General features: G+C 34.1%; 7 protein-coding genes and 1 pseudogene. 5 read left to right on the top strand and 3 right to left on the bottom strand.

The window, feature by feature from the left end; translation table 11 throughout:
- Positions 1-618 precede the first annotated feature (618 nt).
- The 3 genes from secF to ACP6PK_RS16050 all read right to left on the bottom strand — a co-directional run bounded on the left by secF (position 619) and on the right by ACP6PK_RS16050 (position 5,935).
- Positions 619-1,605 (bottom strand): protein translocase subunit SecF, encoded by a 987-nt coding sequence (gene secF / locus ACP6PK_RS16060; protein ID WP_426560765.1) that lies wholly within the window; start codon positions 1,603-1,605, stop codon positions 619-621.
- 1,222 nt (positions 1,606-2,827) lie between these two features.
- Positions 2,828-4,213, bottom strand: coding sequence for a protein translocase subunit SecD (secD, locus tag ACP6PK_RS16055; RefSeq protein ID WP_426560763.1), 1,386 nt, complete (start codon positions 4,211-4,213; stop codon positions 2,828-2,830).
- Positions 4,214-4,951: 738 nt separating this feature from the next.
- Positions 4,952-5,935 (bottom strand): alpha-ketoacid dehydrogenase subunit beta, encoded by a 984-nt coding sequence (locus ACP6PK_RS16050; RefSeq protein ID WP_094674711.1) that lies wholly within the window; start codon positions 5,933-5,935, stop codon positions 4,952-4,954.
- A 1,187-nt stretch (positions 5,936-7,122) separates the two neighbouring features.
- On the opposite strand from ACP6PK_RS16050, the gene dnaA reads away from it, so the two are divergent.
- From dnaA to ACP6PK_RS16025, 5 genes and pseudogenes are all read left to right on the top strand, one after another.
- Positions 7,123-8,490, top strand: coding sequence for a chromosomal replication initiator protein DnaA (gene dnaA, locus ACP6PK_RS16045; protein ID WP_426560761.1), 1,368 nt, complete (start codon positions 7,123-7,125; stop codon positions 8,488-8,490).
- Positions 8,491-9,336: 846 nt separating this feature from the next.
- Positions 9,337-9,489 (top strand): annotated as a pseudogene (locus ACP6PK_RS16040) (DNA polymerase III subunit beta); the annotation flags it as partial.
- Between the two features lie 602 nt (positions 9,490-10,091).
- Positions 10,092-11,603, top strand: coding sequence for a group II intron reverse transcriptase/maturase (locus ACP6PK_RS16035; protein WP_426560759.1), 1,512 nt, complete (start codon positions 10,092-10,094; stop codon positions 11,601-11,603).
- A 36-nt stretch (positions 11,604-11,639) separates the two neighbouring features.
- Positions 11,640-12,701 (top strand): DNA polymerase III subunit beta, encoded by a 1,062-nt coding sequence (gene dnaN, locus ACP6PK_RS16030; RefSeq protein WP_094674721.1) that lies wholly within the window; start codon positions 11,640-11,642, stop codon positions 12,699-12,701.
- A gap of 779 nt (positions 12,702-13,480) precedes the next feature.
- The gene (locus ACP6PK_RS16025; protein ID WP_426560756.1) at positions 13,481-16,537 is read left to right on the top strand and encodes a hypothetical protein; all 3,057 of its coding nucleotides are present in this window, start codon (positions 13,481-13,483) and stop codon (positions 16,535-16,537) included.
- The last annotated feature ends 511 nt before the right edge of the window (positions 16,538-17,048 follow it).

Genomic DNA, 17,048 nt, shown 5'->3' with positions numbered 1-17,048 from the left:
AAAATATAAATAAATGTTTGTAAATTTTTTAAATTTACAGCTCTGAGAATTGTGGTCTATTTGAATGAAAACTTCTATAATAGCTTGAGTTGTTTCCTAGATTTAGGTTTTGAAATTTTTAGGTTACTAGAAAAATTATTCCTGATAGCTACAATAAATTAAGTATTTTCCTGGGAATATTGCACAAACAGATCAGTTGACTAATTAGCTCTAAAAATTTAAAAGTTAGTAAGCATTCAGCTATTAGCGGTCAGCAATCAGCTTTTGAATCAATAATTCCTTCTCAGGTTATGTAAAATCCGGTTATACAGTAATTACCCTCATTACTGTTTCTTAATATAGATATTCTATTGAATGAATAGCAATTTAAAAATTCATCCTATTCAAATTCTTTCTTTCTCCTGAATTCAGAATTCAGAATTCTGAATTATGGCTCCTAACTCCGAGCGCAATAGGATAACTAATTACCCGGATTCTATATTCAAGAAGTATACTTTAGTTGTAACTTTTAATTCTCCTTGGATACTAACTCCTTCTTCCTATGAGTGAGATAATAAGTTAATAACTTATAGCTGAATGCTTACAAAAGTTATAACTTTCTCTAGTTCTGAGTTATATCTAAACAGTATTCTCTTGACCTTCTACTAATTCTGAATTTTCTTCTAAGGGGTTGGGGATAGATTCTCCAATGCGCTCGCGCCACCAAGCTAAAAGTGTACTAGCAACAAAGATACTAGAGTAAGAACCTGCCACAAAACCAATAATTAAAGCCAAAGCTAAATATTTTAAAGTTTCTCCACCAAATATTAGAATACCAACTAATGGTAATAAAGTAGTTACAGTTGTATTAATTGACCTTGTTAAAGTTTGATTTACAGCATCATCAACTATCTGATTAATTGATTCTCCTGGATAACGTTTAATTACCTCTCTAACTCGGTCATAAATTACCACTGTATCATTAACAGAAAATCCAATAATAGTTAGTAAGGCAACCAAAAATAAACTATCTACTTCTACAGCAGCTACTAAACCAAGAATTGAGAAAATGCCAACCGTAATTAATATGTCATGGAATAAGGCAACAAAAGCAAATACAGCATAATCCAACTGAAACCTAAAAGTCAGATATACAGTAATACCAAAAAAAGCGACCAGTAGAGCAGATAATCCAGAAGTAAAAATTTGTCGCCCTAAAGTCGGACCAACCGTATCAATTTGAGTAGAATTTGGGTCAAATTTGCCAAATTCTGTACTTAAAGCTGTGATTAATTGAGTCCGAGTATCAACATCTAAAGTTTTTGTGCGTATGTCAAGAGCTTGTTTCTCTTCTCCCACAACTTGAATACTTGTGTTGCCTAAACCTTGGTTGGTTGTTATTTCTCTAACAGCAGCAACTGTAATAGCCTTATTACAATTGTTGGGTATAGTGCAATCTAATTCTAGTTGTAATCGAGTACCACCAACAAAGTCTAAACTTGGACGTAAAGGCGCACCAATATCTGGCTGAGTCCAAGAAATGACCATAGCAATTAAACCACTAAGTATAATAGACCCGGAAATTCTCCACCAGAGCGATCGCTGTTTAATAACACTTATTTTCATTTTTATTGAAGCAATGAGATGTAGGATATTAGAGAATAGGAAAAATTTTTATAAGCTATAAGCTATTAGCATTTCCTTAGGAAAAGGATATACCCAAGCGAATCGCACTCTTGCTGACTCCTGATTACTGACTACTATTTCCACAGGAAAAAATAGTTCCTTCTTGTTTCAAGAAAGGAACAGAAGAGTAGGAAATAGCTAAATAAGAGAAAAACTATACTCAAGAGGTTTTATTATGATTCTTATAGCTTACATTCTGGAGGTTAATTTATCACATTATCAAAGTCGTATAAAATCAGTAAATTGCTTTTCTTGACCTTTCTCAGACTCAAATAATCAGGAAAATAGTAACTATAAATATAACATTCAGCCGTCAGCTCTCAGCTATTGCTTTTAGTGTGTATAGGAAAGCTTTATTAATGGAGCCAGATTTTTCTGACTACAAAAGTTAGCACCCTTGACCTTAAAGTCTATATTTATTTACCGAAAAATAAAGGTATAAAGCCTCTCACTCACCGTGGAGAAACAAAAAAAAATATTCCTTTTATTCAATCCTATCCGTTTTAGGGAGAGGTAATTATCAATTATCCATTATCAATTATCAATTCTTGAAATCCCCTCCTTAAGCGTAGGTTTTTCTTGCTGATTGACTGCTAATAGCTGAATTCTTACTATAAATAGTTAATTATTTACTCCAATTAGTAAACTTCATTGTCAGGATTCATATTTCAGCTATCAGTTTCATACTAAATCTCCTGGAATAAAGTTATATTCAAAAAAGTCAAAGTCTTAAGATCAATACAATTGGGAAATTTTAGATAACTAACCTATAATAACTGTATTTATTATCATAGGTTCCTGAAAAAGAAGCAGTATTTAGAGATTTAGCTAAAATTTCAATCTATTACTAATACTAAATCAGCTAACTTTAGATATCCATAAAAAATGTGCCCCTCTTTCATTTTTATTGCTAAATGCCGATCGCTAATAGGTAAATACTTACCGAAAAATTAAGGTATAAAGCCTCTCCTTTCAGGGAGAAAAAAAGAAAAAATTTTCCTTTGAAGCAATCCTCTTCTTTTCTAGAAGAGGTAATTATTAATTATTAATTATTAATTATTAATTGTTAATTATTAATTATTGAAACTTCATTTTCTCCTGAATTTTTGTCTTCATATACTAAGTTTTGCAATGCAGAATTTAGACTATAAGATTTTTGAGGTTATTTTAACTCTGGACAGAATAATTCTGGTTTGCGGAATTGGGAAAATCCAATTGTCCAAAACATCAAAGTTCGACTACAAGTAAGAGCGGTAAACATACTAATTGCCACACCAATTCCCAAAGTTAGGGCAAAACCTTTTACCAAACCAGTTCCTAACCAGAATAGAGCCACACAAGCAATCAAAGTTGTGACATTACCATCTAAAATACTAGAAAAAGCTCGATAAAAGCCAGACTCTACAGAACGATATAAAGTTTTGCCAGCTCGTAACTCTTCCCTTGTCCGTTCAAAAATCAAAACATTGGCGTCTACTGCCATACCAATACTCAGGATAAAGCCAGCAATTCCTGGTAATGTTAAAGTAACGCCCAAGATCGAAAAACTAGCAATAGTAAATAGGGCATAAATCACTAAAGCTACATCAGCAATTATGCCAGGCAACCTATAGTACCAGATCATAAATACTAAAACTAGAATTAAGCCACCTATTCCAGCATAGACACTACGCTGAATACTATCCCTACCCAAAGTTGCCCCAACAGTTCGATTTTCAACAATTTCTACAGATACAGGTAAAGCACCACCCCGCAGTTGTACAGCTAGGTCATTTGCTTGTTCAGGGGTAAATCTACCTTGAATAACTGCATTACCACCAGTAATACCAGTCTCTGCAAATTCCACACTAACTGTAGGAGCGCTTAATAATTTATCATCTAGGAAAATACCTATACTACGTCCAGTTCCTGCTAAATTTTTGGTAAGTTCAGCAAACTTCTGTCCTCCTTCAGAGGTAAAGCGCAAAGCCACATTCCAGTTATTAGATCCAGGAGCTTCTGGTTCCGCTAAAGCATCTCTTAGGTCTTGACCTTTAATACTTGCTTCTTTGAATAGTCCAGCGATCGCTTGATTTGTTTTTTGGAGAGAATCCAAATTTTTATCTATAGCTTCTTGGTCTTCACTATTTCTGAGTAATTCTTGCTCTACTAATAGTTGTCTTTGTACTTGATATTCAATTGCTAATTGTTGTTCGGTGCCTTGTAATTGTTCTCGGAAGTCGAGTTGAGCCGTCCCTCCTAAAACCCGTTCTGCTTGTTCAGGGTCATTTACTCCTGGTAGTTGGACTAAAATTTGGTCTTGTCCTAAAGATTGGACTACTGATTCTGATACACCCAGAGCATTGACCCTATTTTCAACTATTGTTAGGACTCCTTCCATAACGCGCTCGTCTATGGTAGGAATTTCCTCAGAGGTTTGTAATTGAATAGTTAGTTGTGACCCACCTCTGAGGTCTAGTCCTAAACGAATTGGAATTTGACTCAATACTGTAATTGATGCGATAACTAGAACTAAGATTAAGGCTATATAAGAATTTTGTCTACGCATAATTTAACTGTTTGAAAGCAGCATTTAGAGGATTATATATATAGATTAGATAATTAATATTTTGCTTTTGTTTATTTTTGTGAAAATTTTTAATTTTTTGATGTTTTTTGAGAGAATTTATAAAGTAAATATCAATGTCTGAGAGAATGTTTATAAATTAAATATATCTAAGTATTTCTTGACTTTGATAGTTATAAGTAGTTGTGCAAAATAAATTTCTTATTTAATAGAGGGAATAGGGAATCAATAGGATGTGTAATTAATTTTGCTTATGAACTTACTAGCAAATAAATATTTTCTAAATCTTACTTTTGACTAGAAATATAGAGTTTTTCAAGTTACTGAGGTACAGTTGTTTTTCTTTTTGTCTATTAACCTGTTTCCTGAATTCCTACTCCCTAATTCCTACTCTCTCAAATAAAAAAAAATTACCTCACTCAGAGATGAGAATTGCTATAGTTCTTAATTCTAGTTTTTTTGATTATAATTGTACAAATTAAACAATCTACTTAGCCAATCCTTCTATTACAGAATAAGTAATTATTAATTATTAATTCTTGAAAACTGATGAGAGGAATTAAGAAGGAAGAAATAAGACTGAAGTTGGAAGCATTCAGTTGGGGATTTGATGATCAGGAAGTAAGAAGCAGAAAACAAGAAGTAAAAGTTGATTTTACTCAAAAAAGTTAAAAATTTAATCAGTCTTCTTCCTTTTTCCCTCTTCCTTCTTCCTACAAGTTAAACTTTCATTGCCACCATTTTTTGTACTGCTTCAACAATTTGTTCTGGTTGTACAATTGTTAATCTTTCAAGTGTACCATTATAAGGTGTAGGAATATCTTGAGAAGACAACCGCAAAACAGGTGCATCTAATTCATCAAATAATCTTTCATTAATAGAGGCAATTAACTCAGCAGCAATACCACCTGTTCTCATGCACTCTTCAACAATAATCACCCGATGAGTTTTCTTAATAGAATTACCAATAGTTTCAAAATCTAGAGGTTTAAGAGATATTAAATCTATTACCTCTGGGTCATAACCCTGTTTTTCCAAAGTTTTTACTGCTTGGATAACATGGTGACGCATTCGGGAGTAAGTCAAAATAGTAACATCTTTTCCATTGCGTACCACTTCCGCTTTATCTAAAGGTAATAAATACTCTTCGTCTGGTAAATCCTCTTTCAAATTATAGAGAAGGACGTGTTCAAAAAATAAAACCGGATTTTCATCACGGATAGCTGCCTTAAGTAAACCTTTAGCATTATATGGAGTTGAACAAGCTACTATTTTCAAACCAGGAACAGCTTGAAAATAAGCTTCTAATCTTTGGGAATGCTCTGCACCCAACTGACGGCCTACACCACCAGGGCCACGAATAACTAATGGAATTTTGAAATTGCCCCCAGAAGTATAGCGTAACATTCCAGCATTATTAGCAATTTGGTTGAAAGCCAATAATAAAAAGCCCATATTCATGCCTTCTATAATAGGGCGTAATCCAGTTAGAGCTGAACCTATGGCCATTCCTGTAAAGCTATTTTCTGCAATGGGGGTATCAAGGACTCGTAGTTCTCCATATTTTTGATAAAGGTCTTTGGTAACTTTGTAGGACCCTCCATAGTGACCCACATCTTCACCAAGAACATATACAGTTGGATCTTTTGCCATCTCTTCATCAATGGCTGCACGGAGAGCGTTAAATAATAAAGTTTGTGCCATTTAATAGGTTGGTTATATTAGTTAGCTGGCAGTTTCTTGTATGGCCTGAGATTCAGGTTCGGGTTTCTCAGTCAATCTGCTTATTTATTCGGAGATATCCTGAGCTTTGTTTTTAATTCTCCATTCTGCCTCACTGGAGAAACAAAAATTACATTGTTTGTTCTAATTTTATACTGGTAGGATTTTACCAACATACAGTAAGTAAAGAATATCAGTCTTTGTCTGGTTGGTTTTACTTTTGGGTCATTGAGTTGGCAGAAAAAGTTTATCAATTAATATTTACCCAGAAGTAGGGAAGCCTTAAGAAAGTTGACTTTATAATGTAATTTCCAGCAACTTTTTGGCAAGGTATGTCACATTGGCAATTAGTATTCCAGGCATAGTAGTGGAGATATGGACGAGTAAACACTAATACACATCACACTTTTAGACCATCAAAATTTTAGAATTTTTAAGTTGATGGGTAGTTAAATAGTTAAATCTTGATATTAACCTTTTTATGGCTTATCTAAGTAGCTTTTTCACTAATTGTAATTGTACTTTTACTTCTGCCCTGTTTTACTCCCCTATATATCATAAAAAGTTATATTTGTCAACCTAAAATATAATAACATAATAACTATAAAAGAAAATACAAATTATATTGTTCACTAAATTTATCTATAGCAATCCTCCGCATATTCGCGACAAAAATCTTACTGCTTTTTAGGGAACAGGCAAAAGGCAACAGGTGGGAGTTTCAAGTTTTTTATTTACTTTTTAATTACCCGCAACATAAGCGGGGATTGCTATATATCTTGTAGGAGTTTGTTAATTAATTGATAATGGATAATTACCTCTTTAACAATGGATAGTGAATAATGGATAATCGATAATTGATAATTTAGAGTATGTGAACGAGTTAGATAGAAATAGGGAGAGAAAATTAGAGATTTAAAGAACTCTTTCCAATTATCCATGATCAATTGTCAATTATTAATTATTAGAAGAGGCTTTCAACCGAATTGATTAATTATCCATTATCAATTGGAAACCAAACCCCCTACAATTTACACAATTTAATTTGACATTTTAACCAGTATTCCGAGCAAAAAATTAACTTGTTTGGTAGTTATGAGCAACAAATTTTTATTCAATAATTTATAAATTGAATTTATTTCTGTACCAACATAATAAAGAGGTTAGCAGTGGAAATTTCTCTTGATAATTTGTGGAACCAAGTCTTAGAAAGACTGCAATTACAGTTAAGCAGACCGACTTTTGAAACCTGGATTAAAACAGCCAATGCTGAACAATTAGAAAATAATTGTCTAGTAATTTGCACCCCTAATCCTTTTGCTCGGAATTGGTTACAGAAATACTATATAAAAACCATTGCTGATGTCGTACATGATATTCTCGGTTACCCAGTAGAAATTTACTTAACTACTTCTATAGATGAAGATGCTGCAAAAGAAGATTCGGGACTTATATGGCCTGAGCATAAAAGTCCTGATATTCTAGAAAGTCTATCTATACAAAAGCCTAAACCAGCAAATCTTAATCCAAAATATATGTTTTCTCGATTTGTTGTAGGTCCGAATAATCGTATGGCTCATGCAGCTTCTTTAGCAGTGGCAGAGTCTCCAGGGCGAGAGTTTAATCCTTTATTTTTATGTGGTGGAGTTGGTTTAGGAAAAACTCATTTAATGCAGGCTATTGGTCATTATCGTTTAGATATTTTTCCTGATTCTCAAATATTTTATGTTTCTACAGAGAAATTTACTAATGATTTGATTGCTGCTATTCGTAAAGATAGTCTGCAAAGTTTTAGAGACCATTATCGAGCAGCAGATGTTTTATTAGTAGATGATATTCAATTTATTGAGGGTAAAGAATATACTCAGGAGGAATTTTTTCATACTTTTAATACTTTACATGAAGCTGGCAAACAAGTAGTATTAGCTTCTGATAGACCTCCAAATCAAATTCCTAGTTTACAAGAGCGACTTTGTTCTCGGTTTTCTATGGGATTAATTGCGGATATTCAAGCTCCCGATCTGGAAACTAGGATGGCAATTTTACTGAAAAAGTCTGAGTATGAAAATATGGTTTTGCCTAGAGATGTAATTGAGTATATTGCAACTAGATATCCTAAAAATATTCGGGAGTTGGAGGGTGCTTTGACTAGGGTTGTTACTTATATTTCTATTTCTGGTTTGCCTATGACTGTGGAGAATATTGCACCTATTTTAAATCCACAAACAGAAAAATTGGCGGCATCACCAGAGGCAGTTATTAAAGTTGTTTCGGAAAATTTTAATGTATCTATAGAGGATTTAAAAGGTAGTTCTAGAAAGCGAGAAATTAGTTTGGCAAGACAAGTTGGGATGTATTTGATGCGACAACATACTGATTTGAGTTTGCCAAAAATTGGAGAGGTTTTTGGAGGAAAAGACCACACCACTGTTTTATATAGTTGTGACAAAATTAGTCAGTTACAAAGTAGTGACTTAAATTTTGCTCAAACAATTCGACAGTTGAGCGATCGGATTAATTTTTCTAGTCGTGATTAGTGATAGGTTGAAGAAAATTCAGAACATTTTTAGAAGGTAAAACAGAAAAATTTGGTCGAGAGTTTAGACTCATAAATAGGTAGGAAAAAATTACATGTACTTGTAGTTGTTGTGGATTCAAAGCGGGTTTATTAAAGTATACAATATTTGAAAATTTACATTATATAACCGAAAATTTAAGGTATAAAACCTCTCCATTCATGGAGAAAAAAATCTTTTTAGTCAATCCTCTTCTTTATAATAAGAGGTAATTATTAATTATTGAATATCGCGTTTCTCAGTAAGCTGATGCTATACTTTTATGTTTACTTCCCTGTTCCCTCAAGCCCAGAATTTTGTAGCTCACGCTTTTTGGGAATTAGTAAATAATTAATTTTAACTTTTGATTTGCAAAAACTGTTTTTCCTGTGGAAAATTTGTGGAAAAATATAAAATCTACAATAAAATTGGCCTCAAACATTTCAAATTAGATAGCAAGAGTCCAAATCTGAACCTTAAGATCTGGATCTAGTATATTAAGTATGAATACTGGAAATAGAGAATATGTTATCTGGTTGAAGTATCTCAACAATTGAAGCTATCAAAAATCTCAAATTTTTTCTTGACCCAAAAATAGATTTTTCCACAGGTTTTCCACAGGGTATTTATTCGTGAAATCATTGATATAGTAAAGATTTTTTAGAGTTTTCCACATTTTCCACAGATATTAACTTGAGATTTTATTACTGATATTTTTCCTCTCATGTTAGAAATCTAGATTACTCAAGTTAAGAATGTTAGGATTTCAGTCTGAGGTGAGTTTTGTTGAACAAGCCTCTAGTTCCTTATATAAATAACTAAACTCCAATGAAATTAACTTGTACTCAAGGTGACTTAAGTAGTAACCTTTCTTTAGTTAGTCGTGCAGTTCCCTCTCGACCTAATCACCCAGTATTAGCAAATGTTTTATTAACAGCAGATTTAGAAAATCAACGTTTAGAGTTAACAGGTTTTGACTTAGTGCGATTCGTTCCTGTTAGGAGCCTTTAGAGACTAAAGGGGTATGAACAGGGTCTAACGAGGCCACCAAGGAAGAGCCTGCAAGAAGCGAGGCCACCAAAAGAAGAGCCTGTTAGATAACTGAATTGCGGATGCTGGTGAAAACCCAGCTCGTTAAGGGATAACGAACTCCCGACCTGGCCACGCCGAGTCAGACCTTTCCACTGACAGAGCGAAGCTGGCATCAGGCCCCAATCAGAGCCAAGAGAGATAGGCACACTGGGGGTAATGGGGAGACGGCATGGGTACTTTACGGAATATCCTTAAAAAGCGTCTTAAAACCCAACGGAGTTCTCAAATAAAACACTCCGAACGAACACGAGAAATCCCCGCGTCATCATAAGTCAATAGACGCATTCCCTGGGGGTCGTGTAGATGAATTGGATAGCCCTAAACCGTCAAAACAATCTGCAATTCGGAACGAAGAAAAACGCTGAGAAAGTCTCTGGAGTAAAGGTCGAAAACCAGAGTAGGTGGGAAAGCACGGAAACCTTTCCAGCGGGTAGGATGCAAGCCATAATTGCTTGCAGGGTAATCAGCGTAGAGAAATTTAGTAAGAGAGCATGCTTAGACACATGAGCAATCATAGTGAAGACTGGAGCAGCCTAAACTGGAATAAATTCCAGAAAAATCTGTTTCGCCTCCAAAAACGAATCTACAAAGCCATGCAGAATGGAGACCTCCGGAAAGTCAGAAATCTCCAACGTCTGGTGCTGAAGTCCCGCGCTGCAAGGATGCTTGCTGTACGACAAGTAACTCAGCTAAATTCTGGGAAGAAAACTTGTGGGATAGATGGGAAAAAGTCCTTAAACTTTAGAGAAAGGCTCAATCTAGTCCTGAAACTAAAAAGAGCAAATAATTGGGAACATCAAGGACTAAGAGAAGTGAAAATCCCAAAGAAGAACGGGAAGATGAGAACTCTCAAAATACCAACCATCGCAGATAGAGCTTGGCAATGTCTTGTCAAATATGCTCTAGAACCAGCCCACGAAATAACATTCCATGCCCGAAGCTACGGATTCAGACCCGGTAGGAGTACACAAGACGCACAACAATTCGTCTTTAACAACCTAAAAAGTCGGGTAAAAGGCTACGAGAAAAGGGTAATCGAATTAGACATTGAAAAATGTTTCGACAGAATTAACCACAATGAGATTATGAAGAGAGTAATTGCTCCTCAACAAATCAAAATGGGGTTATGGGAATGCCTAAAGGCAGGAGTATCACCAGAATTTCCAGAGCAAGGAACACCTCAAGGTGGAATAGTATCACCACTCTTGGCCAACATAGCATTAAATGGCATAGAGGATATCCATCCTTCGGTGAGATACGCGGACGACATGGTGTTTTTCCTCAAACCAAAAGACGACGCTGAGAAGATTTTAGAAAAAGTACAGCAATTCCTAACTAAGCGTGGAATGAATGTATCGGCGGAAAAGACAAAGATTACACGGACAACGGCAGGTTTTGACTTCTTGGGATGGCACTTCAAGGTGCAAAAAAACGGAAAATTTCGTTGCACTCCCTCAGAGGAAAACTACGAAAATTTTCGCAAGAAAGTTAAAACCATAGTCAATAATTCTGTATTAGCCACAGCCACGAAAGCTAAGAAACTAGGCCCAATAATTAGAGGCTGGAGGAATTACCACCGCTATTGCAGGATGGACGGTTCAAGGTTTAGCCTATGGTACTTAAACCACGATGCCTTCAAGACTTTTATCAAAGATAAAAATAAAGGTAAAAATGAAGCCATAGAACTCGTCAAGCAAGCATTTCCGGCGGTGCCATATTCAGAAAATAAGTTTGTCATGGTCAAGGGCAACAAATCTCCCTATGACGGAGACTCTATTTACTGGAGCAAAAGAAACTCTAAACTCTACGACGGGCACACAGAAAAAGCGCTAAAACGGCAAGGCTACAAATGTGGACACTGTGGAAACTACCTGGACGGCAACGAAAAGGTAGAACTGCATCACACCGACGGCAATCACGACAATTGGAAGCCTAAGAATCTCTTAGCAGTACATGAGTCATGTCACGATTACATCCACATGGGCAAAAGGCCACAAGCCTAAGATTATCTAGGAGCCTATTGCGGTGAAAGTCGCACGATGGGTTCTGAAGGAGAGGTGCGGGCGGTAATACACCCCATCGACTCTAACAGTTTAGGTATTCGTTCCAGTTTTCCAGCAGTTGTAGAAACTGGTGGAAGTTTTACTTTACCTGCCAAATTATTTAACGATATTGTTTCTAGACTACCAGACGGTAATATTACTATTGATGATGATGAAGGAGAAGCGATCGCTACTCTTACTTCTACATCTGGACGTTATCAAGTCAGAGGTATGGGAGGGGAGGAATATCCTGAGTTACCTAATGTGGAAGATGGGGAAGTTGTAAATTTACCACCGGAAGCTTTGATTAATGGTTTGAAAGGAACTTTGTTTGCCACAAGTCCCGATGAAACTAAACAAGTATTGACGGGAGTAAATTTAAAAGTACAACCAGATGGTTTAGTATTTGCTGCGACGGATGGTCATAGGTTGGCAATAGTTGAGACTGAAAGTGTAACAGCAGAGGATGAGGAAGAAACTGAAGAGCTTGAGGAAGTTGCAGAGTTTGAAGCAACTATTCCAGCAAAAGCTTTAAGGGAAATTGAACGAATGATTGGGATGGGTAAATCTGATTCTTCTGTGGCGTTGAAATTTGATGAAAGTCAGGTAATTTTTGAGTTGGGAGAGCAACGTTTAACTAGCCGAAAATTGGAGGGTCAATATCCAGTTTACCAACAATTATTGCCTAATAAGTTTACTAATCAAATTAATGTGGATAGGAAACAATTTTTAGGAGCGGTGGAAAGAATTGCTGTTTTAGCTGACCAGAAAAATAACATTTTGAAGTGTACGATTGATAATGTTAATCAGGAGATTTCTTTATCTGTGGATGCTCAAGATGTGGGAAGTGGTAGAGAGTCTATGGCAGCACAAATTTCTAGTGATGAGCCGGAAGAAATTGCTTTTAATGTGAAATATTTGATTGAAGGTTTGAAGGCTATTCCTTCAGCTTCGGAGATTTCTATTCAGTTAAATACTGCTACAACTCCAGTGGTTTTAAATCCTTTAGGTGGGTTGAAAATGACTTATTTAATTATGCCTGTTCAGTTGAGAAGTTAGCTGTATAAAGTTATTTTAAAATCGTAAGTTTATCGTGGCAGATTGGATTATTTGATATGTCTAAATCTGCCATATTTTTTGATTTAAATTTATCCTAAATTAGGTTGACACAGAAGCTTTATTCTGAGAAATTTTGGAATCCAGATTGGTTAGATTAGAGAGGGATTTGAAAAAGCTACTTTTGAGAACCAAATTTGCTATTTTTTTTAAGATAGGAGAAACCGAGAAACTTGTATTGACAATAGTTAATTGGTTAAAATATCAAGGGTATAATTTCATAAATTCAGGAAAAAATTTCATCAAAATAGGTTTATTTTTAGGTAAAAACAAATAAAATATCCATAATTTTATCATTTAATAGCAGTTAATTTACCTATAGCAATCCTAAATAGGTTGCAGTTAATTAAAAAGTAAATAAAAAATTTGAAACTCCCAACATTTAGGTGTTACCAGCTAAGTTTTCCCTAAAAAGCAGTAAGATTTTTACCACGAATAAAATAGGATTACTATATATAATTAAGAAATAGGTAAGAATTTAGCTAGTTAGCATTTAGCTTTTCCTAAATGATACCAAAACAGCTTTTAAATATATTCAAGCAATCACCAAGGTTAGCTGATGACTAATTTAATTTGGAAGTTTAATTATCCTTGGAGATTAATTTCTCCTTTAGTGTGATAATAAGTAGGGGTTAACAGACACTCCTACAAGCTGATAGCTTTTTCGCAGCATTATACAGGAAATTATTGCAGAAATACAATTAACTAAGGTGCGATAAAATATGGTTAATGAATTAAGGGAAGGTGACAATCTAATTTCTGTTAATTATGACAGTTTGTTAGAAAAAATTTTAAAGAAATTACCAGAACAAAATCTGTTTAAAATATCGACCGACCGCCGACGTTTACTGATAAATATTGATGAGGTAGCTGCATCTATTGCTACTACAAATATTCAAAATCCTCTAAGCACTACGAAAGGTGTTCGTGTTGCTAGTATAAATTTTGTAGACAGAGAAAGATTTTTGGCTCAAATACGAGAAATAAAAGACTATTTGATAACTAATTTAGAATCTACAGAAGGAATAGGAGATATTGCTAGTTTTGTCGATAGTTTAATTGTTAATTTAACAGATTTTCAGGGGACTGGTAAGAAGCTTGGTTTATCTTATCCTTTTGATGAAAAATATACAGACTTGCAAAAACAAGAGTTAATTTTAGATTCTCAACTTCCTGGTAGTAATTCTTTGTTAAAATTCCATAAACTGACAATTACAGTGGGAAATATTACGGCATTTCAGTCTCAGCTAGATACAGGAATTAAACGGAGTATTCAAAAGAATTTTGATTCCGAAGACCCAGAAGATATTGAAGATATTTATCATCTTTTAGAAAGAAAAATTGAGGATAGAAACTCAGATTTTAACCAACTGCAAAGACTAGTAGATGAGGAAACGTTAGGTAAGTTAAAAAAGGAAGCGAAAATTATATATTTAGAACATTTATTAGAGAATATTGAGACTAATGATAAGCCAGGAGTCATTTATCTAAGAGATTTAATTCGGCGTTTGAAATTAATTGAGCAATATATTAATGATGAGTCTAAAGCTGATGGATATTATGATGTTTCTTATGGTGGAGAAAGTTTTAATTACCGGGATATTTTTGCCCGTGCTGAAGTTTTTGATGCACTGCCAATTATTCCAATTATTGATGGTAATTTGGGAGAAACTACAAATAGAGAAACAGGAGAAACTCAATTTGTTTTGGGTTTGAAAATGAAGTTGGATGGGAAAGTACAAGCTAGGGGTGGAAAAGAAGTTTTTGATTATAATTTGGAGATAATTACTCATAATAATTCTGAGGAAAATGAGGCGTTAAAGGCTAATCCAGAGAAAAAGAAAACTTGGGCAAGAAAAATATTGACGCGAGCTTTTTTATACTATTTTGTATTTTCTTGCCCAAATCCAAATGGAAAGAATTATCATTCCGATGATGAGTTAAATTATAAGCCTATCCCTAAATTTGATGAAAATGTTTTGCCTGTATTGAAAGGAGATAATGATGATGAAAAAGATAAGATTTTTCGGGGGTTGATAGAAGGATTTAAGAAATATGGAGTGAAGCAAAAAATCGAGAAATTAAGGGGTTTAGTCAGAAACTTTTTAGACAGAGGGAAAAAATTACCTAACTGTATAGAAAGACGGGAAATTTGTATTAACAAACGAATTATCAAAACTGATGATGATAGTTTGTTTCAAGGTAATTTTTTTCACGATGATTTAAGAGAGAATTATAAGAAATGTCTGAGGTATATTTTTCTGGTTGAAGAAGGAGTAAGTAATCGAGCAGTCTGTCAACTACCTGCAAGTATTAAGATAGAAGATATTCGTTATTTTGAAGGAAGCGATCGCCAAAGTTTTCAGTGGGAATATGATGTTGAAGGAATTAAAACATTGCCTGTAATGTGGATACCTGATACAGATACTTGTCGGCGAATTTATCACGAAAATTTTGTGCAGAAAGGATATAAATTTATGCTGTTTAGTTACAATAATGAACGTTTAAAATCAGGAAAAAATCAATTAAATTCGACTCAAGCATTTATCTATCGTTTTACTTGGATATTGTTATCTTATCTTTGTTTACTAATTTTATTAGAGCAATATTCAGGAGAAGAAAAAGAATTATTTATCCCAATGGTGCGACTCCATGAAGGAACCCATGAAAATCCTTTTCCCGCTGAAAAGTTTCTGGCTAATCTTGCCAAAACATTAGCTTTTATTTTTAGTAAAAAATATCGCTGTAACTCTCAAGGTTTCCGGGTTAATAAACCACCTAGTTCTTTCAATATTAGAAATGGTTTAAATTCCCTATATTCTGTATTGCCTAAAAAGTTTAGCTTTAATCATAATTCTGACTCTACTTTATTAGACAAACTGGCAATTATTATTGTCTCTAGCAAACTGAGCGATTCTAGAACAGGTAGTCAAAATCGTAAAGATAGAATTGCCAATTTATTTGGAGAAGTAATAACTATTCAACGGTTAGAAAATGGCAGTGTAAAAATTCAACCTTTGACTAAATTTTTTGATAACTATCAACTCCGAAAGATGTATGAAGAACCACCTGTTTTAATGGATAAAATTAGCGAACTTTGCTTAGAAGGATATCAACACTTTTTATATGTGGCACAAGCACCTTATACCAGTAAATTACATATTACTCAACAAGAAGAGGAAGAAAGACTATATTTTATGTCACCTACTATTATTAAGACGATGAAGCAAAACCGAGATGACATTAAAATATATCCTGTACTTTTTGATAAATATTATGTCCGAAAAATGGAAAAAATCAAAAAAATAGGAGTAAAATCCTTGTATATTCAAGACACTAGACAATTAATGAATATTGCTGAAGATAGTAGTCAAAAATCAGTGGTATTTTTCAATTTGTTTAGTAATGGAATTCCTGTGGGTGGGAAAAAAATGGAAGATGAGCGATTTTATAATGGCGTTATTTCCTATTCTACTCTGTTAGGAAGATATTATTCTGGAGTAATGGATGATGAGGATATTCGGCAAGGTTTGGTTTATGATAGTTCATTGAAAAATGATATTCTTCAATATCTGACTTTTTTCCATTTTTCCAGGTTTGAAAAACAGGATAAAGATAGTAGTAATTTAAGTTTAAAATTAGACCCTTATGAAAATATTATTGGCGATGAAGCCTTGGGAAGTTTGGCAATTTTTCCTCAGATGACAGAAAGTATTGAGTTTAATGCTTTGGCTTTTTTGACAGAAGTTAATGATGCTGTTGATGGAGTTGTTTTTTAACAGGAGGTTGGGGAAATAAATCTTAGATAAATAGTAGAAATATTTGAACTTATATCAATTTTTAGTAGGGGTTTGGTCTCCAAACCCTTTTATCTAAACCTCTTCCACACTCCCAACTTCAGGAGAAAACTTGATTCCGAAGCGAGTTATTTTTGTATTTGATATTAATGACAGAGTTAGTAGGAGTAAATTATCAGTTTTTGTGACTATTACGATCTGAAAAAATCTTAGTTAATGAGCGATCGCTAAAAATTTAGCAGCTTTCTCAGGAGTAAAATTTAATATGGAAATTTCTGAGACTATCTATATCTAAGAGTCAGGAAAAATTTGTCTTTGCCAGATATATCTCTCCCAACTAGACTTAGACATTTTCGGGAAAATTATCAAATTTTCTCTCAAATTCCCAAAGTGGAAAATTTTGAGACTATCCATATTTAAGAGTCAGGAAAAATCTGCCTTTGCCAGATATATCTCTCCCAACTAGACTTAGACATTTTCGGGAAAATTATCA

The organism is Dapis hubbardiae BLCC-M172 (genome assembly GCF_050016015.1).
Lineage (GTDB): Bacteria > Cyanobacteriota > Cyanobacteriia > Cyanobacteriales > Microcoleaceae > Trichodesmium.
Note: the sequence above shows the minus strand (reverse complement) of the source record. Positions and strands in the feature narration are given on the sequence as shown.

What these genes read in the sequence shown, in the direction of transcription:
- secF (WP_426560765.1), bottom strand. Translation starts at nt 1,605, where the DNA reads ATGAAAATAAGTGTTATTAAACAGCGATCGCTCTGGTGGAGAATTTCC.
- secD (WP_426560763.1), bottom strand. Translation starts at nt 4,213, where the DNA reads ATGCGTAGACAAAATTCTTATATAGCCTTAATCTTAGTTCTAGTTATC.
- ACP6PK_RS16050 (WP_094674711.1), bottom strand. Translation starts at nt 5,935, where the DNA reads ATGGCACAAACTTTATTATTTAACGCTCTCCGTGCAGCCATTGATGAA.
- ACP6PK_RS16035 (WP_426560759.1), top strand. Translation starts at nt 10,092, where the DNA reads ATGCTTAGACACATGAGCAATCATAGTGAAGACTGGAGCAGCCTAAAC.
- dnaN (WP_094674721.1), top strand. Translation starts at nt 11,640, where the DNA reads ATGGGTTCTGAAGGAGAGGTGCGGGCGGTAATACACCCCATCGACTCT.
- ACP6PK_RS16025 (WP_426560756.1), top strand. Translation starts at nt 13,481, where the DNA reads ATGGTTAATGAATTAAGGGAAGGTGACAATCTAATTTCTGTTAATTAT.